20 protein-coding genes and 6 pseudogenes are annotated in these 23,354 nt (G+C 62.2%); 1 reads left to right on the forward strand and 25 read right to left on the reverse strand.

Annotation, left to right across the window (positions count from 1 at the left end):
* Window positions 1-42: 42 nt before the first annotated feature.
* The 14 genes and pseudogenes from L1P09_RS08690 to L1P09_RS08755 form a co-directional block, all read right to left on the reverse strand.
* Window positions 43-606 carry a TnsA endonuclease N-terminal domain-containing protein gene (locus tag L1P09_RS08690; protein ID WP_021264047.1) on the reverse strand — a complete coding sequence of 188 codons (564 nt, stop codon included), beginning with the start codon at window positions 604-606 and terminating at the stop codon, window positions 43-45.
* 259 nt (window positions 607-865) lie between these two features.
* Window positions 866-1,933: pseudogene (locus L1P09_RS08695) on the reverse strand (DNA cytosine methyltransferase); the annotation flags it as partial.
* 537 nt (window positions 1,934-2,470) lie between these two features.
* Window positions 2,471-4,483, reverse strand: coding sequence for a DNA topoisomerase III (locus L1P09_RS08700; protein ID WP_021264249.1), 2,013 nt, complete (start codon window positions 4,481-4,483; stop codon window positions 2,471-2,473).
* Window positions 4,484-4,756: 273 nt separating this feature from the next.
* Entirely contained in the window at window positions 4,757-5,209 is a 453-nt protein-coding gene (locus L1P09_RS08705; protein ID WP_021264250.1) for a single-stranded DNA-binding protein, read from the reverse strand.
* 73 nt (window positions 5,210-5,282) lie between these two features.
* Window positions 5,283-5,810: a DUF3158 family protein gene (locus L1P09_RS08710; protein WP_021264251.1), complete on the reverse strand. Its 528-nt coding sequence runs from the start codon at window positions 5,808-5,810 to the stop codon at window positions 5,283-5,285.
* Complete coding sequence (locus tag L1P09_RS08715) at window positions 5,807-6,589, reverse strand: PFL_4669 family integrating conjugative element protein (RefSeq protein WP_021264252.1); 783 nt, start codon at window positions 6,587-6,589, stop codon at window positions 5,807-5,809. The genes L1P09_RS08710 and L1P09_RS08715 overlap by 4 nt, the downstream gene beginning before the upstream one ends.
* A 316-nt stretch (window positions 6,590-6,905) precedes the next feature.
* Complete coding sequence (locus L1P09_RS08720; RefSeq protein ID WP_022580260.1) at window positions 6,906-8,150, reverse strand: STY4528 family pathogenicity island replication protein; 1,245 nt, start codon at window positions 8,148-8,150, stop codon at window positions 6,906-6,908.
* Between the two features lie 3 nt (window positions 8,151-8,153).
* Window positions 8,154-8,714, reverse strand: coding sequence for a DUF2857 domain-containing protein (locus L1P09_RS08725; protein ID WP_021205172.1), 561 nt, complete (start codon window positions 8,712-8,714; stop codon window positions 8,154-8,156).
* A gap of 15 nt (window positions 8,715-8,729) precedes the next feature.
* Complete coding sequence (locus tag L1P09_RS08730; RefSeq protein WP_023912118.1) at window positions 8,730-10,364, reverse strand: ParB family protein; 1,635 nt, start codon at window positions 10,362-10,364, stop codon at window positions 8,730-8,732.
* Entirely contained in the window at window positions 10,357-10,605 is a 249-nt protein-coding gene (locus tag L1P09_RS08735) for a hypothetical protein (protein WP_021264254.1), read from the reverse strand. Before L1P09_RS08735 ends, L1P09_RS08730 begins: the two co-directional genes overlap by 8 nt.
* Window positions 10,589-11,464 (reverse strand): ParA family protein, encoded by an 876-nt coding sequence (locus L1P09_RS08740; RefSeq protein WP_021264255.1) that lies wholly within the window; start codon window positions 11,462-11,464, stop codon window positions 10,589-10,591. The genes L1P09_RS08735 and L1P09_RS08740 overlap by 17 nt, the downstream gene beginning before the upstream one ends.
* Before the next feature lie 42 nt (window positions 11,465-11,506).
* Window positions 11,507-11,719 (reverse strand): AlpA family transcriptional regulator, encoded by a 213-nt coding sequence (locus tag L1P09_RS08745; protein WP_021264256.1) that lies wholly within the window; start codon window positions 11,717-11,719, stop codon window positions 11,507-11,509.
* Between the two features lie 119 nt (window positions 11,720-11,838).
* The gene (locus tag L1P09_RS08750; protein WP_021264257.1) at window positions 11,839-12,585 is read right to left on the reverse strand and encodes a hypothetical protein; all 747 of its coding nucleotides are present in this window, start codon (window positions 12,583-12,585) and stop codon (window positions 11,839-11,841) included.
* 899 nt (window positions 12,586-13,484) lie between these two features.
* Window positions 13,485-14,000, reverse strand: coding sequence for an autoinducer binding domain-containing protein (locus L1P09_RS08755; RefSeq protein ID WP_054904193.1), 516 nt, complete (start codon window positions 13,998-14,000; stop codon window positions 13,485-13,487).
* A gap of 310 nt (window positions 14,001-14,310) precedes the next feature.
* Here L1P09_RS08755 and L1P09_RS08760 point away from each other — a divergent pair.
* A pseudogene (locus tag L1P09_RS08760) lies at window positions 14,311-14,479 on the forward strand (IS66 family transposase); the annotation flags it as partial.
* Here the strand turns inward: L1P09_RS08760 and L1P09_RS08765 are convergent.
* From L1P09_RS08765 to L1P09_RS08815, 11 genes and pseudogenes are all read right to left on the reverse strand, one after another.
* A pseudogene (locus L1P09_RS08765) lies at window positions 14,454-14,772 on the reverse strand (phage baseplate assembly protein V); the annotation flags it as partial. The pseudogenes L1P09_RS08760 and L1P09_RS08765 overlap by 26 nt on opposite strands.
* Window positions 14,768-15,081, reverse strand: a pseudogene (locus tag L1P09_RS08770) (ParA family protein); the annotation flags it as partial. The pseudogenes L1P09_RS08765 and L1P09_RS08770, both read right to left, overlap by 5 nt.
* Window positions 15,078-15,294: pseudogene (locus L1P09_RS08775) on the reverse strand (AlpA family phage regulatory protein). The pseudogenes L1P09_RS08770 and L1P09_RS08775, both read right to left, overlap by 4 nt.
* A gap of 381 nt (window positions 15,295-15,675) precedes the next feature.
* Complete coding sequence (locus tag L1P09_RS08780) at window positions 15,676-16,227, reverse strand: LysR substrate-binding domain-containing protein (protein WP_280091267.1); 552 nt, start codon at window positions 16,225-16,227, stop codon at window positions 15,676-15,678.
* Between the two features lie 6 nt (window positions 16,228-16,233).
* A pseudogene (locus L1P09_RS26315) lies at window positions 16,234-16,449 on the reverse strand (helix-turn-helix domain-containing protein); the annotation flags it as partial.
* Between the two features lie 491 nt (window positions 16,450-16,940).
* Window positions 16,941-17,603, reverse strand: a complete 663-nt coding sequence (locus L1P09_RS08790; RefSeq protein ID WP_192439835.1) for a GAD-like domain-containing protein — start codon at window positions 17,601-17,603, stop codon at window positions 16,941-16,943.
* Window positions 17,604-17,606: 3 nt separating this feature from the next.
* The gene (locus L1P09_RS08795) at window positions 17,607-18,938 is read right to left on the reverse strand and encodes a polymorphic toxin type 15 domain-containing protein (protein ID WP_192439836.1); all 1,332 of its coding nucleotides are present in this window, start codon (window positions 18,936-18,938) and stop codon (window positions 17,607-17,609) included.
* Window positions 18,939-18,942: 4 nt separating this feature from the next.
* On the reverse strand, window positions 18,943-19,299 hold the full coding sequence (locus L1P09_RS08800; RefSeq protein ID WP_235768723.1) for a DUF4150 domain-containing protein: 357 nt from the start codon (window positions 19,297-19,299) through the stop codon (window positions 18,943-18,945).
* 1 nt (window position 19,300) lies between these two features.
* Complete coding sequence (locus L1P09_RS08805; protein ID WP_054906279.1) at window positions 19,301-20,656, reverse strand: DUF2169 family type VI secretion system accessory protein; 1,356 nt, start codon at window positions 20,654-20,656, stop codon at window positions 19,301-19,303.
* Window positions 20,657-20,670: 14 nt separating this feature from the next.
* Window positions 20,671-22,641, reverse strand: a complete 1,971-nt coding sequence (locus tag L1P09_RS08810) for a type VI secretion system Vgr family protein (RefSeq protein ID WP_235768724.1) — start codon at window positions 22,639-22,641, stop codon at window positions 20,671-20,673.
* A 72-nt stretch (window positions 22,642-22,713) separates the two neighbouring features.
* Window positions 22,714-23,229 carry an Hcp family type VI secretion system effector gene (locus L1P09_RS08815; RefSeq protein ID WP_054905717.1) on the reverse strand — a complete coding sequence of 172 codons (516 nt, stop codon included), beginning with the start codon at window positions 23,227-23,229 and terminating at the stop codon, window positions 22,714-22,716.
* Window positions 23,230-23,354: the final 125 nt, after the last annotated feature.

The raw sequence follows: 23,354 nt of genomic DNA on the forward strand, positions 1-23,354 counted from the left end.
ATGTCGAGCGGCGCCCCTGGCCCGGGTAGTGCGCGCTTCGCCTCATAGTCGCTTCTGCGATCCAACAACGGCAACCCACGTCTGAGGTCCAATCGGCTGACCGCGGTCGAGGGAGAGTTGGCCTCGCGCGACCATACGGTAGAGCACGGGCAGTAGAGCTTGAGGATTAAGACCTCGTTGTTGCGCCAGCGCGAGAATCTCGCTGATGCGGTAGCTGTCACGTTGTTGCAGGAACGCGACGCAATCCTGCTCGAATTGCACATCGAAAGGCTTGTCGAGGTGGCCTGACAACAACCGGGTGCTGGACAACCATTCGCCGCTCATCATCCGGTCGGTCACCACTCGGAAGATCGTGCCTTCTTGCCCCGCCGCCCACGTTCGCGCGGCGGCATAGGGCGCGCGCATCAGCCTGCGGGAGCGCCAAAGATCGCGATGGGTCTTCACCTCAACGACCGCCCTTCGCCAGGAGAGCCCAGCATCGGCTGCGACCTCCACCACGAAATCAGGCGTGTATCGACGAGCGGCTCCGCGCTTCACATCCTGGAAATCAATCACCAGGCGTTGGGCGTGAACGGCGGTGACGCGATGGCTCGTCCTGCAAAACATCAGGAAGTCGCGCTCGATCGACGACTCGAAGGGTACTAGCGGGCCTCGAGGTGGAACTGAGATTGAGCCGCGGACGGCGCTCAGGGGTCGAGGCGCGAGCTGCTCGTCGGTCCACCTGGACGCCACTTCAGAAACCAGGGACGTCAACTGTCGCCGATTGCGAACTGGGGACGTCTTCTGTGGGTACGGGGTCATCTTCTTTTGCCTATTTCGAGCGCCGAAGAGCCCCGGAGGGACATCATCTTTTGCGCGTTCACAGCAGCGTCGGCGTCAGGTCGAGCGTGGCATCCGCGCCGCTGCCCTGGGCGGTGAAAGCGATGATCGGAACACCCTTGCCGGTGCCGTCCTCGCTGCTGCCCTTGCCGTTGTTGGCGGTGTCGAGGGTGTGGGCGATGCTGCCGGCGACCGACTGCACCATGAACGTCTCGGTGCGGATGTCGTGCTTGGGGCCAGCGGCCATCAGGCATGCGGCCACATCGACGGGGCCGGTGCCGCCGCTGAACCCGAACGTCGTGGTGACCTTGCCGTAGGGCTGCTTCAGTCCAGCAAATCCTGCAAGTCCTGCGCATGCGCCTGCTGCTTCAGCACCCGGTCCAGCATCGCAGGCAGCTTCTTGCCACGGCGCGCTGCCCGCACAAGAATCCCCGAGCAGGCCTGCGCGCTCAAAAAGTACTTCTGCGGGATCGAGGCCATCTCCACCACTTGCCACAAGAAACACGCGCTTGCGGCGTTGGGCGACACCGAAATATTGAGCGTCGAGCTCGCGCCAGGCGATGCGGCGGCGGGGTCCAGACACACAACCAGCGTGCGCCCACCGATCCCCTGGCGGCTGGAGCGCACGGCTTTCTCCGGCCAGTGCCCCCAAGAAATGCCCGAAGGCATTGCTGCGGTCGTTGAGGACGCCGGGGACGTTTTCCCAGACGAGCGTGGCCGCCGGGCGGCCGTCTTGGTGGCGGATTTCGTCGATGGCATTTGCTAACTCCACGTAAGCGAGGGTGAGCGCACCGCGCGGATCGGCAAGGCCCTGACGGGCACCGGCGACGCTGAAGGATTGGCAAGGGGTTCCGCCGACCAGGATGTCGGGTGCCGGCACGGTGCCGGCGCGCACCTGGCGGGCGATCGCGGTCATGTCGCCCAGGTTGGGCACGCGGGGATAGCGGTGGGCGAGCACGGCGCTCGGGAACGGCTCGATCTCGGCGAACCACGCGGCTTCGAGGCCGAGGGGTTGCCAGGCGAGGCTCACGGCCTCGATGCCGCTGCACACGCTGCCGTACAGCAGTGGCGCGGCCTGGGGCGCACTGCATGGGGTGCGAGGTTGCGGGTTCATGTCGGGTCTCCTGTTCGTGTGGCCCTGGACCGTGTGGCCGGGCCGGGACGTTGATCGGCAGGAGAAAGGCGCCGAAGGCCCAGCGGCCTTCGGCTTGGGAGGACGGAACCACCCGTGGGCTGTTGCAGGCCCGGTCGTCGCTAGAACCGTCTGCTGTCAGCAATCGCACCCGGCGCATGTCGTGGTTGACGCCGGCATCTTCTGGCGCACATCCGCGCACAAAAGGAGCCCAGTTTTTCGCCGTTGGGCACGGCGTCGAATACCGCTGACCATGAAGGGTCTCCGGGTGGCTCGCGCAGCATGGCAAGCCATCGGGGGACCCTTCGCAGAGGCGGAAGAATGCAGATCAGCAGAACGCGCCGGGAAACCCCGGACATGGTTCGCGGAGAAGCTACCTTCAGGTCCCGCGGCCGGGGACGGCCGGGCGGGACGCGCACACGGACAAGAGAAGGCGTTGCGCGCTGGGCGTCCCGCAGGGCATGCGGGACATGGGCCACGCCGCCGATGGCGGGCACGGCTCTCGGGGAGCGGGGTCGGTCAGGAGCCCTTGCGGCCGCTAGTGCGCGGGCGCGAGGCACCGCGCTTGGACGTGCCGGTTTCGACCGGCAGCGTGCCTTTGCAGTCGGGGTAGCGACTGCACGACCAGAAGGGGCCGGTCTTGCCGGTGCGTTGGCGCGTTGGTGCGCCGCACTGCGGGCAAGTGGGACCCTGGGGAACCTTGATGGACAGCGAGGTGCTGCCGTACTGCACGATCAGTTGCGAAATCCATGCGGCCTGCTTGCCGATGAACACATCCAGGGTGAGCTGTCCGGCCTCGATCATGTCGAGCGCCTGCTCCCACACGGCGGTGGTTCCGGGGTCGGCAATCGCCGCGGGCACGGCGTCGATCAACGTGAATGCCGCATCCGATGCGCGAATGGAGCGTCCTTTCTTCACGAGATAGCCCCGCGTCAGCAGGCCGGTGATGATGTTGGCGCGCGTGGCTTCGGTGCCAATGCCCGTCGTGTCCTTCAACTTCTGCTTCAGGCGCGGGTCGGTCACGAAGCGCGCCACGCCTTTCATCGACTTGACCAGTTCGCCCTGGGTGTAGGGCTTCGGAGGCAGCGTCTTGAGCGCCTTGACTTCGGCCTCGGCCACTTGGCATGCCAGGTCCTCGCGCAGCGCGGGGAGTACCTGGCTGCGCGCGGTGGTTTCCCCGTCCTCGTCCGCTTGCGGCTCGGCCAGCACCAGGTGCCAACCCTGGGCGGCCACCTGCTTTCCGGTCGCCACCAGCTTCTGCTGGCCGCAGGACAGCTCGGCGATCGTGCGGTCGAACTCGTGGTGAGGGAGGAACTGCGCCAGGTAATGCGCGCGGATCAGCCGGTACACCGCCAGTTCTTTCTCGCTCATGGCGGAGAGGTTCGCGGGTTCGAGCGTCGGGATGATGCCGTGGTGCGCCGTGACCTTGCCATCGTTCCAGGCGCGAGAGCGCTGCGAGCGGTCGAGCTGGCCCATGATCGGGCGCAGCGAGGGATCGGTCTTGAGCAAGCTGTCCAGGACAGTCGGCACTTCCGCGAACATGCTTTCGGGCAGGTAGCCCGAGTCGGAGCGTGGGTACGTCGTAGCCTTGTGCGTCTCGTACAGGGCCTGGGCGATCTCCAGGGCTTCTTGCACGTCCAGCCCAAGCTGCTTGGAACAAACCTCCTGCAAGGTGCCCAGGTCGAACAGCAGTGGTGGGCCTTCGCGCACGCGCTCGGTCTCGACCGACAGCACCTGCGCGGCACCCGCAGCGCGGATCTGCTGCGCGGCCTGCTGGGCGATGGGCTGCTGCAGGCAGCGGCCGGCATCGTCGGTGCAGCCATCGGGCGGAACCCATTGCGCGCTGAAAGGCTGGCCGCTCGCGGACAGGGACACGTCGATGGCCCAGAACGGCACCGACTTGAAGGCCGTGATCTCGCGGTCGCGGTCCACGACGAGCTTCAGGGTCGGCGTCTGGACGCGGCCGACGGACAGCACGCCGTCGTAGCCGGCCTGACGCCCGAGCACCGTGAACAACCGGCTGAGGTTCATACCCACGAGCCAGTCGGCGCGCGAGCGCGCCAGCGCCGAGTAGTACATCGGCAGCGTGTCGGCCGACGGCCGCAGCTTGCCGAGCGCGGTGCGGATCGACGCATCGTTAAGCGCCGACAGCCATAACCGCTCGACGGGGCCGCGGTAGCCGCACAGGTCGATGATTTCGCGGGCGATCAACTCGCCCTCGCGGTCGGCATCGGTGGCGATGACCAGATGGGTCGCCTTCGCCAGAAGCGCCTTGACGACCTTGAATTGCGTGGCGGTCTTCGGTTTGACCTCGACCCGCCACTGCTGGGGAATGATGGGCAACTGCTCCAGTGACCAGCGTTTGAGCGCCGCGTCATAGACCTCGGGGGCTGCCGCTTCTACGAGATGGCCGATGCACCAGGTGACGGTGACGCCGGAGCCGCTGAAACAGCCTTCACCGCGCTGTGTCGCGCCGAGAATCCGGCCAATGTCTTTGCCCTGGGAGGGCTTCTCGCACAAGAACAGCCGCATGTCCGTCCATCCGATTTCCGTGGTTCATTGAGTTGCTGGAATCGAGGATGCCGAGCACCACCAGGGGCAGCAGCAAACAAGCCGCATGCGGTGGCGACCACTTTCACGGGATGGGATGGAGGGGACGGGAGTGGCGTGCGGCCGGGGATGTGCGGGCCGGGAGCCGCGTTTTTTTGGGGCGTGTGGACGCCGGTGGACGTTGATGGAGCTATCCCCTGGGGATAGCTCGCGAGGACATGGGGCGACCGACGACTGCCGCCGCCCCATGCCGGGTCACTTCCTGCGCTTCGGCTCCTTCGGCGCGGTCGGTTCCTGGGCGGCCTGGGGCTTCGGCTGCGCCTCCTGCGCTGGTTCCTGCTGCCTCGGGCTGAGGGTCACGGACTCGATGCGGAACGGCAGGATGCCAACGCTGCGCGCGTTGATCTGCCAGGTCTCGCGCGGTTGATCCTCGTTGTCCGTCCAGGGTTCGCGCTCCATCCGGCCGAGGACCAGCACGCGCATGCCCTTCTGGTAGAGGTCCTTCCAGTGCGCGGCGTCGCGGTGCCAGATTTCCACCGGCGCCCAGAAGCCGCCGCGGTCCTCGAAGCTGCCATCCTTCTTGGGAATGGGGTTGTCGAAATAGACGTTCAGGCGCAGAAGGCGGCTGGGCTCGTCGTTGCCGTTGGGGAACTCCCGGTACTCGGGGGGCGAGCCGATGTTGCCCTCGCCAGAAAAATGCGTGCTCATGTTGCAATCTCCGTGGTGGTTGAAAAACCCGCACCTGGTCGGCGACGGGCGCGTGCTGGAGTGCCCGGCGCGATCACCGATCGCGCATGGCGGGTGGCGTGGACTTGAGCCGGCGCAGGTAGGCGTCTTCCGCCTCGGCGGCCTTGCTGGCGCACTCCTGGGCCTGCCTGCCCAAGGTGTGCAACAGGCTGATCTGCATGTTCAGCGTGATGCGCTGAAGCTCGATCGCGTGCAGGTCGGCCAGGAGGTTGACCGGCGTGCTGGTACTCGCCATCAGCTCCTGCCACAGGGCCACGCCCATGGCTGACCTGTCGTGCTTACGCCAGCGCAGAAACACCGTGCCTGCGCCAGTGGTCTGCTGGGCCAGTTCGATGGGCAGCAGGTGGAAGGGATGCCCGAGGGCCTGTTGCAGCACCTGTCGCTGCGCCAAGCCAATCAACTCGTCGCGCATGGCGAAGCACTGGCTGGCCCAGGCCTCCAAGTCCCCTTTACCCTTAAAAGGCCTTAAAAGGCCTTTTTGAGAGCCTGCGTGTTCCAGCCGCATGAAGGCGGTCTGTTGCAGGGGGCGGAAGTAGCGGGTGTCGCAGTTCGGGGCGCTCATGCCTGTGCGTCCTCGCCCGTGGTGGCCTCGGGTGCCTCGGTGGTGGCGGCCTCGTCGCTGGGCGATGCGGCTGCGGCAGGACCGTCACTGCGCTGCTGCAGGCCACGGCGCACGATCGGCGGCGCGAACTTCGAGCGGCGCGTGCCTTCCAGCACGTCCTGCGGCAGTTCGCCGAATTTCTCCAGCGCCGCCCGCGCTGCGGCATTCTTCGCGGCGAAGTCGTCGCGGGTGCAGCCCGAGTAGCGGAACTGCTGGGCCAAGCTGAAAAGACTGCGCAGCGCATGCGCGCCTTCGTTGAGCCAGCGTTCGAGCGTCGAGCGATCGATCAACGCCGTGTGGTGCGCGAGGATCAGCTTGCGGGCGATGTCGTCGTAGTCGGCCAGCAGGTACACCGCGGCAAAGCCCAACTGCGCATTGACGAACAGCGGCAGCTTGACGGGCTGCACGTTGAGGTTCTCGCCCAGGGTGAGTGCCGGCGGCACGCTCGCCAGGGCCTGGTCCACCTGCTCGCGCAGCGATTGCAGCGTGGCCTTCGTCTGTTCGAGCTTGTCCTCGATGCGCAGCATCCAGAAGTCGCTGTACGGGTCGTCCTGCTCCGAGCCGCGCCGCATCTTGTTCATCTGGGCGATGTAGCCGTTCAGGCCGACGATGCCCGGTCGCCCTTCGGCGGCGGTGCGGCCGTGCCAGATGCGCGAGGCATGGTGCGTGTGCAGCGTCAGCGACATCGCGCTGCGCAAGGAGCCGAGATTCAGTTGCAAGGGTTCGTTGGTGGTTGCCATGGCGTCCGCTCGTTGTTGGAAAAGAGCGGACAGCTTCGGCAGGTGGCGGAAGGCAGTCAGTCAACAAACCGAAACCCGCCCGTCCCCGGTTCAGGGGGCGGCGGGTGCATGCGTCGCGAGCTATCCCCTGGGGATAGCGCCATGGAGCGCCAAGAAACGCTGCATGCCTGGATCAGCATGGACAGGGCCGATCCCGCGGCAGGCGATCGAGGCCCAGCGTGCAGCGGTTCGACGTCGTAGCTGTCAGTGGAACTATCCCCTGGGGATAGCTCTACTGGAAGCCACGGGCATCCACTTCACCGCCTCGCAGGCCCGCTCACTTGCCGGCGAGCAGGTTGCGCAGCCGCTCGATGTGCTGCCTGGCGACTTCTGGCGGCACCGGCTTGCCCTGCGGCTGGGATGGTGGCGGTGCTGGTGGTGGCCGCTCATTGGGTGGAGCGTGTGCCGATGGCGCGTCTTTCTTGGCCCAGGCGTTGAACTCGCCATGGATGGCCCGCTGGATGATGCCGAACAGATACCCCGCAGGATTGCGGATGCCGTGGCTGCTGCATCGTGCGGCCCATTCGTCCAGCACGGCCTGCCTCAGCGCGGCATCGACCTGCTGCAATGCCACCCGCGCACCTGTCTGCTGCTCTGCCTTCAGTTCCGCGAAGCGTTTGGGCCATTGCAGGTCGCCCAGCGCGCGCGCCTGCGCCTGCGCGGTAGTACGTACTTCATTCATACGACTACTACGTACTGTACGGGCCTGCTTCGGATTCCGAAGAGAGGCGTCTGGCGCGGGTTTCGACCCTGCTTCGGATTCCGAAGTGGGGTCATCGGGATTCCGAAGAAGGCTCGTCGGCCCTTCTTCGGATTCGTGCGTGGCGTCCTCCTGTGGATAACTTTTGTGCGCTCCGACGCTCTGGCTGGCGAAGCGTTCGGCCAGGACTTGCAGCCTCGACGGCAGGGTGCGCCCGGCCAGCATCGGGTCTTCGCCGATTTCCTTGAGGGTGTGCAGGCCCACGATCTGCACGGCTTTGGCCGAATGGCCGAGCGCCTGGCTGACCAGTTGCAGGTAGTCCGGGTCGAGCTGCATCGCTTCAAAGGGGGTCAGCGGCTCGTCGTGCAGGACATAGAGGTTGCCGAGGATGCGACCGGTCTTGGCGTCGCGCCGTCGCCGCACCAGGCTCAGCCATCGGGTCAGCCTCAGCAGCGTCAGGGCTCGCGCCACGGTTTCGTGCGAGGCCTGCCCGGCGCAGGGCATCGAGGCCAGCCAGGGCCGCAACTGCTCATAGGTGGGGAATGCGGTCACGCCGTCGTCGTTGAGCATCAGCCGGAACACCTGCCAGGCGTTGCGCTCCAGCGGCGTCAGGCGGCGATCGAGGAACAGCCGCCGCGGTACGGTCTCATGCCGGTTGCCGCTGAAGAGGAACGCATCGCCGGATGCGGCCGGTGTCGCAGGTGACGGCGCAGGTATGGTTGTGGGCGGGCTGGGCCTGGGCGCAAGGTCTTTCAGCGCCGCGTCGAACAGGTCAGCGAGTGCGACGGGGCCATGGCGTGGTGCGGTGTCGTCCACGGCCATGGCTCAACCCAATCCCTGATCGACCCACGACTTGATCGCGGCCCAGACCACCGACAGCGGCAAATCCATGCCTTCGGCGAGGTCCATGGCCGCGTCGAGAATCGAGGTCTCGTCCTCCAGGTCCACATTCCTGCTGCTGGTGATGGCTTTCCAGCGCCGCCACAGTTCGACGTCCTGCTTCTCGTCCAGGACAGGGTGACGCCCCTTGCGCTTGGGCAGGCCCAGCACCTCACGGCGCAGGGCGACTTCCTGATGGGTCAGGCCATAGAAGCGGCTGACCATCTCCGTGCTGGCCCCCAGTCGCAACATGCGATCGACGGTCGCGATTTCCTTCTCCACGTCCTGCGCCTGCGAGAGCAGACGCCGGAGCACCTCACGGTTCACGGACACGGAACACCACGAGACATTGGCGTTGGCCAGCACGCTCACCATGGCGGGATGCTTGAGCGCATCCAGCTCGGCCTCGCTGAAGCCCATCGCCTTGCAGCGGCGCAGTTGGCCGTTGCGCAGGTCGTAGAGCGCCTGGGCGATGACGGCCTGATTGAGCGGGTGCGGGGCGGACATGCTGGTCTCCTTCCTTCATGCTCCAGGGCCTGCGGCACCGGATTCCAGGTCCAGCAGGCGCCGGGCCAGGCGCAGCAATCGGAACAGCTTGACCAGCGCGGTGTCGCTCAAGCGGCGTGTCGCATCGCCTTGGCCGTGCAGCAGCGCCGGCAGATCGGAGGCAAGCTGCCCGCCGTCCAGATCGGCATCGGTGAAGCTCTGGCCTGCCAGGCTCGCCAGCAATGCCAGCACGGCGCGGCCCTGCGGTGATGGGGGCTGCGCGCTGGCATGGCATGCGAAGCCAACACCGTCCGCGCGTTCCTCGATGCACTGATCAAGGCCTGCCTCGCCCGCGATCTCGCGGGCGAACTGCGCGATGTGGATGCGCAGGCGATCAGGCGTGTCCAGGCCCGCGTCGATGTGCCAGACGTCGGAAATCGGGTAGAGACCGCCTGCCTGGACGGGAATGGACTGCAAGACATTGGCCGAGAAGTCGGGCAGCGCATCCCCCAGCTCGTCGGCGACCATCCGCTGAATGGATTGCAGCCGCTCCGTCGTCGGTGCAGGCGAAACGATGTGCCCCTGCAGCAGATCACCAGGAGCCGCCACAGGGCTTCCTGCGGGCGAGCCGTCCGCCCCCGAGCCGGCCTCGCGGTCGCGCGACCCAGGCGTGACCGCCGGCGTCGGGGCTGATGGGGCTGATGCGGCGGGCGGGTGTGCCATGGTGCCAGGCTCAGGCAGCGCGGGCGGCGCCGATGGCGGGGTCGGATCGCTGACCAGGGCGCGATGGCGGCTTTCGGATTCGGTGAGGTCGAGCGCCAGCACGTCGTAGTCGATGCCGAGCAGCTCGGACATCTGGCCGATCAGCTCGTCCTGCACGCGCTGGGGGGCGAACTCGTCGGCCTGCGTGTCGAACTGCGACAGCACCTCCTGAAAGAAGTCGTCGAAGTCCTGTACCAGCATGCGGCCCTTGGCGTAGCGCTCCCACGCGAGCATGCAGGCCTTGCGCATGACCGACAGGCGCTCGACCTGGTGGCGGCCGAGCCCACCATAGAGCACGGTCGGGATCGCCGGCAGCAGGTAGCGCACCGCGTCGTTCATCCGGCTGATGTGCGACTGCTGGACCGGGAAGCCATCGGCGGCGAGGCGGCGGGCCAGCTCGGACTGGCTCAGCGCGGCGCCGCTTTCCTGCTCGTAGAACTCGCGCGCCTTCTCGACGCCGAGGGCGCGCTCGATGAACGTCAGGCCCCCGCGCAGTTCGTTTTCGGCCAGGTGGCCGGTCAGCATCACGACTTCGCCGCGGCTGGGCCACGGACGGAACAGGCACGATATGCGGAAGAACCGCTCGTCCTTGGTCTCCGACCACAGTTCGCGCAGGATCGCCAGGCGCGTGTTGCCGCCGTTGCGGATGATGTAGTGGTCCTCGCCCGGGCGCCGGGTGATGGCCGGTGCCGCGTCCAGGCCGCGCTCACGGATGGACGCCTTGATGTCCTCGTAGGCCGGGTTGCGCTTCTTCCTGGGATCGTGGTCGTAGGGGCGCAACTGGTCCAGGGTCACGACCATGGGCGTGTCGGCGATCGGGTCGCTCAAGGCCGAGGTGGACGGGCCGCTGCGCTCGAATCCGGCCGCGAGCAGCTTGCCGGCCATCTGCTGGGAGGTCATCTCAGCCATGGCGGCCTCCCTGCGCTGGGGACCCGGCCTCGCGCTCGGCGCGGCGGATCTGCGCGCGGGCGTTGAGGGCAGCCCGGTGGTCACTGGCCGTCGAACTGGTGTAGATCGCGGCGCAGCCTGCCTTGGTGAATTTGAGGTGGCCGCCCGGCGTGCGCTTGACGTGCCAGCCTTCACCGACAGCGAACTCGATCAGGGCGCGCAGCCGTTTGTGGCCTCGGGCTAGTTCATGTGCGTTCGCCATGGGACCTCCCGGTATCAAGAGGGAATGGCGGGCGGCCGGACACCGTGGCAAATCGGTGCTGCCATTGCGGGAACAGTTCGCCAGCGAGGCCGCGCATGGTGTCGAGCGCGGCGGGGGCGACTCTGCCCGGTGGCTGGCGGTACTCGACCCGATGCACCGGCAGGCCGCGCGTCGCGGCGCGCGGATAGGCTTCGATCGCCGGCACGTCGGTGGCCAGCACGCGGATGCCGGTGTGGTCCTGGAACAAATCACGCAGGGCTTGCTGGATCAGCCGGGCGTTCGCCGACACCGGGTGGACCCGGTTGATGAGTAGATGCAGCGGCGGCGGCTCAATGCCCAAGTGCCGGTACGGCGCGATATCTTCCAGCAACTGCATGGTGCCGCGCCGCAGTTCGCGGGCGGCGAGGATCTCCGGGGTCACGGGTGACAACGCGAGATCGGAGGCGAGCACCGCCATCTCCAGCGTCACCGAGCGTGCGCCCTGGGTGTCGATCAGCACCAGGTCGTAGAGGGGAGTCAGTGCCGGCAGCAGGTGCCGTAGTCGCAGGCGTCCGTCCGGCGCGTGCAGCAGCAAGGTGTTCAGCTCGCCCCGGTGGTCGTTGGAGAGCACCAGGTCAAGGCCTGTGATGATCGTGCGGGACACGAGCTGGCCGAGGTCGCGCTCGTTGAAGGCCAGCAATTCATAGATGCCGCCGGGCGCGCGGTGGGCCAGCTCGTAGTACGAGGACAAGGTGGGCTGCACGTCGAGGTCGAGCAGCAGCACGCGCAGCCCCGCATCGGCAGCGAGTCCGCCCAGGTTGGCGGCCGTGGTCGTTTTACCGACGCCCCCTTTGGTTGAGACAATGGATACAACCTGCATGGCGTTCTCCGTGTGAGGATGGGAAGTCCGCGGGAGAACGGGTCAGGCCCGGTTGTTGACGCGCTCGGCGATCCACTGATCGATTTCGATGGAATCCCAGCCGACGGCGCGCACGCCCAGGCGCAACGCTTTGGGAAACTTGCCGGCGCGCATCAGGTTGTAGAGGTGGGCGCGCTTGAAGCCGGACTTCGCTTCGACTTCTTCCAGGCGCAGGATGCGGCGCTCGTTGGGCGGCAGTACAGGTGCTTGCGACATGGCGGTCACTCCTGAACGCTCAGTGGCGTTTGTTGGCGTGACACCTATTCAAATGTCGGCTTCTGTCCCAGACCACCGTAAATGCGGTTTCCGCGACCGCAGATACGGGCTTGCAAATATCAGGAGACGGCGGACCGTAGCTTGCGGCGGGCCTGCGCAAACTTGGCTTGTAGCGTGCGATCGGTAATGCCCATGAGTTCGCCGTGATGCGCGATCATCGCGGTAGCGATGGCTTCCTGGCTGTTGAAGCTGGAGTACGGTGTGCCCGACGGGGATTGACCGAGCATCAGTTCCAGCATCGTGCCGATGATGTGCAGGTAGGTGGCCTCGGCACGGTCGCTGATCGGGCACTGGGCGCATGCAGGAATCACCGTGGACTGCTTGAGTAGCGCGTCGTGCTTGTCTTGCAGTTCGCGCAGTTGATGCTTGCACTGCTCCAGGGCGGATTTGAGGGCCAAGCGCTCGACTAGCATGGCTTGGCCAGTCTCCAACGAGATGAAGGGATGGGCGATGCGCTCGCTGCGGGAGAAGAGAAAGCCGGGCCGCTGCTCGGGATAGTGCTCGTGCATCCAGCGCTTCAGATCGACGTGGCGCACCGTCAGATCAGGGGCGTCGATCAGTGCGGTATCGCGTGTCGTGATGCCGTTCTGCCCGAAGGGCAGTTCTCCATTGAGGATGCCGTCGTAGATGCGGTCGGTGTACAGCCTCAGTTCGCCCCAGCGCGGGCAGTCCAGCGACAGTGGCAGGTCTCTCGGCGACGAAATCGAGGCCAGGATGACTTGCTCGAACCGCAGCAGCCCGGCCCAGCGTATGGAGGCTTCGATCGGGCGGTAGAACACCTTTGATGTTGGTGCATTGTTGTTCATGCTCCCATCTCCTTCCAGGAGAACTACATGGCCGACTCCTTTGGCGCCAGCCGGAAGGTTGGCGTGTTGTCTGTGCATGAAGCGGGCCCCGAGGTCCGCTTCGTCATGGGGCCTGAGTACTTCTCACCGGCTTGTGTTGCAGGTAGCCGTCGTGTGCTCGATGTGCAAGAATTCAGTGAGTCGCAAGATGGTCGAGCCTCCGCTGGCAGACTCGAAAGTGACGCGCACAGTAGCAGCGTCATAAGTAGCGGCGATCTTCGCAAAACCGTTTGGGTATGGCCTGATATGCCAGCGGTTTCACGAGGCGCGAAGGGCTCGTAATCGCTGCCCGGCGTCCACAAGGACGCGGTGAACGCCCAGCCTGTCATGCTTGCCCAGCATCCTGATATAGCGACAAAGAATCGCGCGCTGACGCGCCACGGCTAGGGTGCGCGTTCTTCCTGCATGATTTGCGCGGCCGAGCTACGCAATGCGCGGTGCATACGGCTCGTATGCTGGCATCCGAACTGAGCCAGCACCGAGAGGGGCGGCCTGGACGTCATCGCGGTAGAGGTGCGGGCACCGAGAGCAGGGGCGCAGGCGGGCCAGTTCGAGACCGTCGCTGACGACGTTGTGACGAGTGTGGGTCCGGTGTGCAGAGTGCGGGTCTATGGACGCCAGTGGAACTCTTTGGACGATCTTGTTGGCGGAGGCGAAAAACTAGGCTATAATCTAGGTCTTCGCTGGCTACCTCGGCGAAGAAAGTGTTCGGGAAACAACGACTTACGCGCCTAGTAAATGTCTCGTTTCCCGCTCCAAATATGGATTTACAGGTTTCAATTGAGGTCTGTAAATCATCGAAAATAGACGCTTCGGCGTCTTTTTTCGTTTCTGTCAGCCACGAAATTCCAAGTACATTTTCAATTACAGCGATTTCGTTGAGCTGGGTTAAAGGCCGGCCCATGTTCGCGTTCAGCCAGGCCTGCCTCCCGGGCGGCTGCCAGGTGCAGGCGCTCACCCAGCCACATGACCCACGCGGCTTTTTCGTAATGCTCGGTGATCGACAGCCTGACATGAGGGCGCAGCAGCGTCAGGCTGCTGCGGCCGCTGCCGTCGTGCAGCGGCTGGATCCAGCCGTAACGCAGGCCCAGAGCATAGGCCGTCGCCCATGAGCCGGCGGCAGACTGGAATGCGTTTTCGCTCCACATCACGGGCATGTTCGAGTAGTGGCGAGTGTCTGGCCGCAAGTCCAGTGCTGCCTGGACCAATTGCGTGCCCTGTGGCGGAAGGTTGCCTGCGCTGAGCTGATGGTTCTGGCTGCTGTAGGTAAAGCTGTAGAAGGGGAACGCCAGTTCTGCAGCGAGGGTAGGCAGCTGCTCGAGCAGCGCTGGCAGGTCTTGCAGGCGCTGCCAGTCCGCCGCTGTTCGGTTAATCATCGCACCTCCGTTCAAGGCAGCCCCGACGTGATCTGGAGGTGTCGTATCCAGGACGAAACTAACCGTAAAACGAGTATGAGCGTTAAATCCTACTCAATTGGTCAACTGTAGCGCCACCGCCGCGATCAAGCAAAGCGCTAGACTGTTGAACAGGGCACATAACGCTGAGATCGCGTAGAGGCGGTTTTTGCCTCGGAGTGTTTTGATCGGTGCCAGCGGCTTCCTCCTGCAAGCGGGTGAACTGGCTGCCTTTGTGGAAGACACGGCTCACGCGCCAATGATTCTGGGCCAATTGAAACGCTGGCTGTACAACGGTGCGGAGCGTGCGATCGAGCCATTTGTCATCGGGCGCAGGGCACGGCTGTTCATCGCTGCGCCCAAGGCCGCCAAGGTCAACGGCCAGGAGCTCTATGCGGCTACACTACGTACCTGAGCGCCTGCCTTATGCGTCGTTGGTCGCTGACTATGCCCTTCTGCCTGGAACTGGATTACGTCCTGGCCGATACGCGGGATGGCCACCGCTCCCCAATTGCCACCGGCCCAACCCTGGGATATCCGCACCCAGCAAGAGCTGAGTTTGTTGTTTGTTGCTTTCCCGGTCCTAGGGGAAGCTGACCATGACCCGGCCCCATTCATCGCAATAGATCTCCTCACCAGGCGGCCCGGCGACGGTCGCCATGTGCGGGCCGTCCACACGGGGCTTTTCGAGCGGAGGGGGGCACCACTCGGTTTTGGCGGGAACAAGTTGGGCGGTTTGCTCATAGCGCGTGCCTTAATGGACGCCAGGTTCCTGAGCACTGCAGGGTGCCCCGGCTCAGTCCGTGGGCCGCGAAGATCTCCGGCGTGACCGGCGACAGCACCAGGTCGGACGCCAGAATCGCCATCTCCAGCAGTACGTTGCGTGCGCCCTGTGTATCGATAACAACAGGTGGTAGTGTGGCCGGACCAGTGACCGCAGGTTACGCAGCCGCAGGCGGCCATCCGGTGCATGCAAAAGTAGGGTGTTCAACTGGCCTTGCACGTCATTCGACACCACCAGGTCCAGGCCCTCGATGGTGGTGCGGCAGATCAGTTGCCTCAGCCGCGTGGCGAAACGCGGTCGATTAGCCAGCGCTCGACCTTTAGGGAATCCCAGCCGACCGCACGGATGCCAAGCTTGATGGGCTTGGGGAACTTGCCCTGGGCGATCAGTGCGTAGATGTGCACGCTTGAAGCCGGCCTTACGCTTCACGTCGGGGCGGCGGAGGATGCGGTGTTCGGTGTCGAGCACCGAGGCTTGGATGGGCTGGGTCAGCTTTGACTCTCCTGGACGTCCGTTGACATCGATGAGGATGTGCCCGCATTCAGCGCCTGCCGCAGCCATCGCGCAGCAAACAATGCGGAACACGCTCTCACCGGATAGATGACCGCGCCGCGCTCACAAGACGTTAAGCAGAGATCCCCTACAACTTAGCCGGTGTCTTCTGGCATCAGTGCGGGGTAGCCGCTATCCGCAAGGCTCGATGGATAAAGCGCGCCAAGGGCGTGCCAGGTTCGTACGTGGCCTAGAGCAGATGTGTCGATACGTGAACCGCCTCACCGGCCAGAGGCCGCAGCACGATGTCTTCGATGTCGTGCGCCTTCAATTGGGCCGTACAGCTCAGTCCCACGGCATATCCACCGGCCACCAAAGAAATCAACATCTCCTGGCTGCTAGCCTGGGCCGCCACGGTGAGTGATGTGCCTCCCCGGCCAGTAGCGATGAAACCTGCTGATGCAGCCCGCTTTGTAGGTCGGGATAGAACAGGGCCAGCGGGCACGCTGCCAGTTCGGTCAAGGGGACGTGCTTGTGGACCAGCAGCGGATGACGAAGTGGGAGGGGGACGACCAGTTCAGTCTGCCACAGCGTTTCGCTGGACAGGCCGTGGGGTTTGCCGGGAGCGCAGGCAAAACCGACATCAAACAGGTTGTGCTGTAGGCCGTTGAGTTGTTCGGCCAGCGGCACGTCGAATAACTGTAGGTTGAGTCGGGCTCTTTCCTCACGGCTGCTGGCCAGCAGCGCCGCCAGACGTTTGGGCAGAATGCCGTCCGACAGTGCGACGCACATTGTTGCGAGTGAACCGGCAGCGGCTGCCAAAGTGGCACTGCGCGCCTGATCGACCAGGCTGAAAATCCGCGGGGCAGATTCAGCAAGCGCCTGGCCTGCTGGAGTCAGATTCGTCCCGGTACCGGCGACGCGTTCGAACAATGCGACCCCCAGATCGTGTTCCAGGTCGCGAATGGTGCGAGAGAGCGGGGATTGTGCGATGTGCAAACGCTCGGGGTGCGAGTGAAATGGCGTTCTTCGGCGACGGCGAGGAAGCACTTTAAGTGGCGCAAGTTCATCGCTCACCTCCAGTAAGGGGGTGCCATAGGAGAAGATGGCAACCGCGTGGAGGAGCTTTGTGGGAGCAGTTGCTAAGAGGGGCATTGAAAGACGGCTTGACTACGAACATGTTGCTCCGGCTGCGATCAGTGCAGGCGGACGGATGCCTGCGGCACAGAGCATGGCATCTCTGTATGAGGCTTCTCGACGTGGCAGGTGGCGAGTTCTGGCCAGGGTTGGCATCCCCATACAGGAATAAAATAAGAATGCGACTATACTTTCACTGCCGGAGAGTCGCATGGACCAATTTTACTACAGGAATCGTGGAGTTCTGCTTCGATGGCCTAGTGAGTCAGTCCATCGAAATTGACTCTCAGCTCTCTTTCCGCTGTCGCGCTTTATATAAACTGAGTTTAATAAGTCTTGGTCATCGGTGATGGGGCGGATCTGTTTCGTTGGCAGTATGTGGGTTTGATTCAGCACAGGTGGTAATCCCCTGTGCTGATGTTGCTGTCATTTGCACGGTCTGAAATCTTATGATGCCACTGAGTGATTTCGGGTGGTTTCACATAAATATATTTTCTGAGTAAAGTGGGCTATTTAATCAGCTTGTCCAAGTCTGTATTGGAGAAGGGTAGTCTCGGTGTGTCGAAATTACGTAGGATTAGCAGGTGAGGATCGAGCTTTAATCTACTTAGATTTTGCAGGGTGGGTTTTCCTCCGGCCACTAAAGCAGGTTCGAAGCCATAAATCTCATCTGGAGCGAGCGGGCCGTATTTCTTGATTGCACGCTCGAATAATGGCTTGCCGTTTGAGTCTGTATTATCATAGTCTTCTGGTTCGCTAGTGCCGAATAGCGATTGGATCGTGAGGTTTTGAGCTGCTAGCTCTTTAGCTTTCAGTCGATTTTTTAATGCGAGTATTTCATTGTGGTTGCAGATGATTGAGGCGCTGTGTCCGGTTTTTTCGCCGCATAAGTAAAGGTTTCCAAATGCGCTTCTAGCAATGACATGAAATTTATCGAGGGATTCTATCGGTGTATCCTTGAGCCAGGCGTTTTTAATGTGCTCGTAATTATCGGGGTTGACGGTCCAAAAAAGTCCATTTGCATATCCTGCCCATCCTTCATCTTTCCAGTATTGGATTAATGCAGGTGGAAGTATGCTCTTCCATTTGTCAAGGCTAGCTTCTGGTACGCAGGTTCGCTGAGTCGCTTCTCCAAAACACTCTATGAATTCAGCGAAATCTAAATCACGCATTAGTTATTTCCTCTTTTTATCTGGAGGGCAAATGGTTAGTTCTACATTCATCATGTCTTTACCATCGCCCCGCTTAATGGCTCTTTCTGCTGCGCGTTCGAGGGTCTCAATTCTCTCCTTATGTCGCCAGCTTCCACCAATAGCGCTGTTTACACGTTTGTCTCCTAATCCGGTAGGGTCGGGTTTGGCCCAGCCTCCCGCGATCATATCAGGCTCGTGGAGCGCTGTTAGTTTTTCCATGATTGCGCCGCTCTCTGCTTTGGCCTCGGCTTTCGCAACTTTAGGGGCTACGCCCTTGTTTCTTTTGCTTTCGTATAGGCTTTTCTCTATTTCTTTACGCCTGTCACGCCGGTAGTCACGCTGCGCTTTTTCTGCCAGAGGATTTCGGCCGGAATCTCCAGTTTTCCGCTTGGTTTCGTCGAACATTCTCCTTGCTCCAGAGAATTCTTTGGCCGACATGTTGTTGATTGCATCCTCTTGCCGCTTGAGCTGGCGAGCATAGTCTTTGAGATAGCCTTTTTTTTCTGTCTCGCTCATTTTTTTGTAGGCGTCAGACTGTCGAGGGTCGAAGCACTCTGGTTTTTTCTTTTGTAGCTTCTTCGGTCGTACCTTTCCGCCTGACGTTTGTCTGCGTGCTGCTGCTTCCTTAGCTCGCTTCTGCGCTGCTTCTGTTGCTGTTCGCTCAACAACTTCCTTGAATGTCTTGACGGATGTCTCTGCCACTGCCTTGGCGCCATGTCTACCTATTTTTCCTGCTGTTCCAAGGTACCCAGCAAAAGGAACTGCCGATAGCAGAGACAGGGCTGCTCCCGCATAGTCTCCACGTGCGAGGCTGATGCCCGCATTAGCGACATCAGCTATTTCGCCAACGACTGGAATCAGACCTACGATATCTAACCCTAGCTGAAGCCCATCCAGTATTTCATCGCCTGTGATGCATTCTGCCGGTGTTTCGCTTTCTATCTCGGGGTTGGAGTACTCCGCAGCATCGCCGATGGCGCTCGTTTCACCGCTCACTCTACCCAATGTGTTGCCATTCGGCGTGGTAGTCGAGCCGCTATTTTTTGATGAAGCATAGAGTTGAGTGTAGGTCGGGATGTCCTTCAAGTCAGCCAATTCCTTGTGGAACGCTTCCTGACGGAGGGCCTCATACTGCTCTTCACTCAGTGTCAGGGATTTGCCCCATTCGTCGGTGTCACTGGCAAACTCGACCAGCACATTTCCGGAGCCATCGGTTTGCACATACATCCTGTCGGGACCGCTTGCTAGCTTCCGTAACTGTACTTCGTGCACCTGGACGACAAGCGTTTCCAGTTGAGTTGGTTGAACATTCATGGCATCAACTCCCATTCATCCAGAACAGGTCCCCATGTCGAATCAGATGACACCCTTCCGCACGCACGGAACTACTGTGCTCCAACGGGTGGCATTTGCCTTCGACGGTACCGCTCTTGACGCCTTTGGCTTGGCCAGCGGCGTCACCGAGGGTCTTGGGAGTGAAACTGCGCTTGTAGACAACCACCGGATGGCCATTAGCGCGCACGCTTTTCGCCACACCGGTGCTGGTATTCAGCTCTGCCGTGACCGGATAGGGCACGGGTGGAACGCTGCTGCCCATCGGTGTTTTGCAAACGTCTGGCGCGATGCTGATGACCGTCCATTTAGTCTGCTGCCGGGCCATTACGGTATCGGCCATATCAGACGTGCTCCCTGCCGCGGTGTGGGGCGCGCCGAATGATGGGAGCGTCGGGATTGGTTTCGAAACGCGCCTCGAGCACGCGGATATCAAGCGAATTGGAGAGGCTGATGCGGTGCGTCATCGACAGAGTCATGGCATCGGTGTCGATGCGCAATGTGTCGGTGAGCATTGGCAGCGGCAGTATTCCGCCGTTGGTCATGCGCATTAGCACGAAGGGGCGGTGGCCTGGAAGCTGGACTTCACAGTGCCCATCCTGGCTCAGGGATGGATTAATCAAGTTGAACAGGGCAACGCGTGCATCTGGTGTAGGAAAAGCAACTTGCTGGTCAACCGGGGCTCCGTTCCAGTAGCCGAAATCGAAGTCCTGTGGCAATCCCGGCCAGTGATTGTCTTCCCAACTTTCGTCATAAGTGCCAGCAAGTGCCAAGCGCGGTGCCCAGGCGCGACCAACGCTGCCGAAGCCGGCTGGCCTGCAGCCATAGGAGGCAGCTACCTCAGCCATAGCAGCGGCATTCAGCGGGCCAGCTGGATGCCGCGCGCGCAACAGGCGCTCGATGGGGGCGTCCAAATGTTCGATCTGAGGCGCTGACAGGCTGGCGAGCTTGTCGCCGCTCTGCTCGTAGTGCAGCTTTTCATGGCGATACTCCAGCCAGCCACAGCCCAGCGGATTACTGAAGCACACTTCGTTGAGCAGGAACTCGGGGGCATCGGGGTTATGCCCATATCTGGGATTGGCGAACTGGCTGGCGCCACCAAAAGCATGTTCCCAACGCAGAGGAACGCGTGTGACAGGCTCTGGGTCGGTGAGATGCCAGCCGAAGAAGTTGTGATGAAATTTTCGTGGACCGGTGAAGCGCAGCGTCTTGTCCAGTAACACGATTGGCGTGAGCTGTTCCCTGTTGCGACGCCGAACTTCTAGTACTTCTGCTTGGTGTGCCTGCAGTTCATCGGCGGTCAGGTAAACATTCGGTGCGCGCTTCGGGGGTGGTGGATCAGGGATTACTTGCTTGGGACGGGTCGAAGTAACACGGACACTGGCTTCCCACGAAGTTGCAGGTTGTCCTGCCGGCGCGTGCGCATGGCCGACGACGATGACATCGCAGCGTGGCTTGAATGGCGCCAAGTCGCTCTCTTCGACTACGGAACTGCTGCCGATCTCTGCATAATAGATATCGGCCGTGCAAAGCTGCACTGGTTCGTCATCAATGACGACGGCTCGGAGTTTGCCAAGACAGCCCTCAAGCGGCTCGAGCCGATATCCGACTTTCATGGCGATAACAGGATGTTCTTGACCGTCAGGTGCGAGCGCACTGAAGCACATGACGTCAAACGGCGTCAGGTTGCGAAATTCCATCCTGGGTTACCCCTTCAGTTAAGATCGACATCCTTGCCGTTGATTTGCACAGGCCCTGTGGCACTGAAGTCAAAGTTGCTGCCGTTGATCAGCACGGTTCCGTCGGACTTCATGACCAACGACGCTTTACCAACCGTGATGCTGAGTTCGTCGCCTGCTGTGATGTTGAAGCGGTTGCCAACGATCACGGACTTGTGAATGCCCACCTGCTCGCTTTGGCTAAGACCAACTGTCGTGTTCATTGCCGCACCGACACTGACCTGGTAGCCCGCGCCAATGGTCAATCCCTTGGCCAATGCGATGGTCTCGGTCTTGTTGGCACCGATGGAGATGGTTTCGTTATGATCCACCCGCTCTCTGCGGTCATTGCCGACGAAGGTGGTTTCGTTGTGTTTGACGACGTTGTTCTGGTCCTTCTCCGCATGGATAAACACTTCCTGTCGACCCAGCTCGTCCTCGAACCGCAGTTCGTTGAAGCCATCACCCTTGTGGGTCTGGCTCTTGATGGTCATGCGGGTTTTATGGTCGGGCAGGTCGTAGGGCGGCAGCTGGTTACCGCAATAGGTGCGCCCGGTGATCATCGGCTGGTCGGGGTCGCCGTTGACGTACTGGATGACCACGTCCTGCCCGATGCGCGGGATGGCCATCGCTCCCCAACTGCCACCTGCCCACCCTTGGGATACCCGCACCCAGCAGGAGCTGAACTCGTCGTTGTTGCTCTCCCGGTCCCAGGGGAAGCTGACCTTGACCCGGCCCCATTCGTCGCAATAGATCTCCTCGCCCGGAGGGCCGACCACGGTTGCCATGTGCGGGCCATCGACTCGAGGCTTGTCCAGCGGAGGGGGGCGCCACTCGGTTCTGCCGGGTACCAGTTGGGCGGTTTGCTCATAGCGTGTGCTTTGATTGACGCCGGCTGCTTCTTCCTGGAGGCTGGTGAACTGGCTGCCCTTGTGAGCCACGCTGTTCACGCGCCAATGCACATTTAGGTCGTCGCGAGGGTGGCCTGTGAGTGTGAAGCTCAGGCCAGGCTGCAGCCTGACGTCATCCCCCTGCACCTGCGCGATGCGCACATCATGGCGCAGGGCGGTGATCCGGTTTTCGGTGAACGGCTTGCCCACGGCATCGCGTTTGTAGCGGCCAGGGTAGTCGAAGCGCTCGTAGTCGCTGGACTGGTGTTCCAGGAAAGCGCCTGAAGCACGGTGTTCCTGGCGATACGCCGGGTTGGTGAAGGTGTAGTCGCGCTGTACCTGTCGCGAGGTTCTGACGTGCTCGCTGTAGCAAAAGCGCCGCAGGCAAGGCCTGGCCTGATCGCCGCCACTGTCGGACTGATACAGCACGGTGTCGGGGTCGATAACGTCTTCGCCGTCGAAGAACCCTTCGTCACCGTTGTCGGTCTTGAGCGCCCCATGGCTGATCAGCCCGAGGGATAGCAGCTGGTCCGTGATGATCAGCTTATGCAGGGTTTCACTGTGCTCGAAGCGATAGACAAAGCCCTCTTCAGCCGCCAGGCGGGCGATGAAGGCAAGGTCGGTCTCGCCCGCTTGCACGCAGAACTCGCGCACGTGGTGATCCCTGATCGCGCGAAGCTCGTATTGAACGATGCCTTGACGTTTGAGCATCAGCTCAAGAATCTGCGGGACGGTCTTTTGCTGAAAGATGCGCCAGTTCGAGCGCAGTCCGGCGCGGGCCAGGATGGGTTCGACCAATGCGTTGTAGTAGGTACGGTAGAAGCCGCTTTCGCCCTGGCTGAATCGGCTGACCAGGCCGTGCACGTAACGCACCGGACCTTTGCCATCCCAGATCGTGAACACGATGGGTTTATCCAGCAGTTGGCCGAAATCGATGTCGGGTTCGAAGCTGATCAATTCCAGTTCGAGGGTGAAGGGCGTGCTGATCGCTTCCTTGAGTTCGAACGACACCACTTCAAATTCGGCATTGCCAACGAGTGGCTCGAAGGTGTACCGCAAATCAGATTGGCTGGCCATGAAAAATCCTTCCGCCGTCTGAGAGTTCAAAAACCCCTGGCAGGGCATGCCTGCCAGGAGTGTTCAGCCGGGTTAGACGATCGGTTTACGCCAGTCGTCGGAGCCTTCGGTGCCTGCGGTGACGTGGGTCCAGGAGATCTTGCGGTATGACATCGACACCTCGATCAACTGGGTGAAGTCAGCGTTCTCCTTGTTTTGTGCATGAGGCAGGGTGGTGTTGATGTCGACGATGGTGGCGTCCTCCAGCTTGGTGGTGAAGAAGTGCTCTTGCTTGCCCTCCACGGAAGTGCGATACCAGTTGACTTCAACGGTCGGCAGCATTTCGCCGCTGGCCAGCGCCTGATACATCAGCGGTGTCGCCTTGTTCAGTGAGCTGGTGAAGGCGAACGGTTTGTGTACGCGTTGGCCGGCCGGCTGGCCGCTTTGCGGGTCGGTAGGTACGGTTACCCGGTGTTTGATTTCCTGTACCAGGATCTCGTCTTCGTGGCCTTCGACAAACACGTTGCCGACCGAATCGGAGGTGAAGGCGCCCGCGGTGATGTTGCCTTGGGTCTGGCCCTCGATCTTGATGTAAGCGGGTGTTGGCATGGCAGTTTCTCCTGCGTCCATGTGGATAAGCACGTGCACAAAGGGCAGCGTGGCCATCGAAATCGATGGGCTTTTTCAACGAGGTAAATGCCCCGTCAATTCGTTGAATTCGGGTGTGCCGCCTG

Source organism: Pseudomonas juntendi, from assembly GCF_021560075.1.
Taxonomy (GTDB): domain Bacteria; phylum Pseudomonadota; class Gammaproteobacteria; order Pseudomonadales; family Pseudomonadaceae; genus Aquipseudomonas; species Aquipseudomonas juntendi.

Bases quoted from the DNA above. Each gene is read 5' to 3' on its own strand.
- L1P09_RS08790 (WP_192439835.1), bottom strand. From the start codon at position 17,603: ATGCGTGATTTAGATTTCGCTGAATTCATAGAGTGTTTTGGAGAAGCG.
- L1P09_RS08800 (WP_235768723.1), bottom strand. From the start codon at position 19,299: ATGGCCGATACCGTAATGGCCCGGCAGCAGACTAAATGGACGGTCATC.
- L1P09_RS08715 (WP_021264252.1), bottom strand. From the start codon at position 6,589: ATGGCAACCACCAACGAACCCTTGCAACTGAATCTCGGCTCCTTGCGC.
- L1P09_RS08805 (WP_054906279.1), bottom strand. From the start codon at position 20,656: ATGGAATTTCGCAACCTGACGCCGTTTGACGTCATGTGCTTCAGTGCG.
- L1P09_RS08730 (WP_023912118.1), bottom strand. From the start codon at position 10,364: ATGGCTGAGATGACCTCCCAGCAGATGGCCGGCAAGCTGCTCGCGGCC.
- L1P09_RS08735 (WP_021264254.1), bottom strand. From the start codon at position 10,605: ATGGCGAACGCACATGAACTAGCCCGAGGCCACAAACGGCTGCGCGCC.
- L1P09_RS08705 (WP_021264250.1), bottom strand. From the start codon at position 5,209: ATGAGCACGCATTTTTCTGGCGAGGGCAACATCGGCTCGCCCCCCGAG.
- L1P09_RS08720 (WP_022580260.1), bottom strand. From the start codon at position 8,150: ATGGCCGTGGACGACACCGCACCACGCCATGGCCCCGTCGCACTCGCT.
- L1P09_RS08710 (WP_021264251.1), bottom strand. From the start codon at position 5,810: ATGAGCGCCCCGAACTGCGACACCCGCTACTTCCGCCCCCTGCAACAG.
- L1P09_RS08750 (WP_021264257.1), bottom strand. From the start codon at position 12,585: ATGAACAACAATGCACCAACATCAAAGGTGTTCTACCGCCCGATCGAA.
- L1P09_RS08795 (WP_192439836.1), bottom strand. From the start codon at position 18,938: ATGAATGTTCAACCAACTCAACTGGAAACGCTTGTCGTCCAGGTGCAC.
- L1P09_RS08740 (WP_021264255.1), bottom strand. From the start codon at position 11,464: ATGCAGGTTGTATCCATTGTCTCAACCAAAGGGGGCGTCGGTAAAACG.
- L1P09_RS08690 (WP_021264047.1), bottom strand. From the start codon at position 606: ATGTTTTGCAGGACGAGCCATCGCGTCACCGCCGTTCACGCCCAACGC.
- L1P09_RS08700 (WP_021264249.1), bottom strand. From the start codon at position 4,483: ATGCGGCTGTTCTTGTGCGAGAAGCCCTCCCAGGGCAAAGACATTGGC.
- L1P09_RS08755 (WP_054904193.1), bottom strand. From the start codon at position 14,000: ATGATTAACCGAACAGCGGCGGACTGGCAGCGCCTGCAAGACCTGCCA.
- L1P09_RS08745 (WP_021264256.1), bottom strand. From the start codon at position 11,719: ATGTCGCAAGCACCTGTACTGCCGCCCAACGAGCGCCGCATCCTGCGC.
- L1P09_RS08815 (WP_054905717.1), bottom strand. From the start codon at position 23,229: ATGCCAACACCCGCTTACATCAAGATCGAGGGCCAGACCCAAGGCAAC.
- L1P09_RS08725 (WP_021205172.1), bottom strand. From the start codon at position 8,714: ATGTCCGCCCCGCACCCGCTCAATCAGGCCGTCATCGCCCAGGCGCTC.
- L1P09_RS08810 (WP_235768724.1), bottom strand. From the start codon at position 22,641: ATGGCCAGCCAATCTGATTTGCGGTACACCTTCGAGCCACTCGTTGGC.